Annotated in this window: 1 pseudogene; it reads right to left on the bottom strand. The window is 68.4% G+C overall.

What is annotated here, in order from left to right:
• Positions 1-16: 16 nt before the first annotated feature.
• Positions 17-354: pseudogene (locus AC0IYH_RS30050) on the bottom strand (translational GTPase TypA); the annotation flags it as partial.

The raw sequence follows: 354 nt of genomic DNA on the forward strand, positions 1-354 counted from the left end.
GGCGAGGACCGACCGATCAGGCGACCAGCGTCGCGCGGCTGGCCTTCTTGCGCTCGTTCGCGTCGAGGTGGCGCTTGCGCAGCCGGATCGACTTCGGCGTCACCTCGACCATCTCGTCGTCGTCGATATAGGCGATCGCCTGCTCCAGCGTCGCGCGCTTGGGCGGCGTCAGGCGGACCTGATCGTCCTTGCCGCCCGAGGCGCGGAAGTTGGTCAGCGCCTTGGTCTTCATCGGGTTGACTTCGAGGTCGTCCGGCTTGGCGTACTCGCCGACGATCATGCCCTCGTACCGGGCCTCGCCATGGCCGACGAACAGGATGCCGCGCTCCTCCCGCGGCCCCAGCGCGTAGGAAT

The organism is Pseudomonas sp. AC463, from assembly GCF_979253585.1.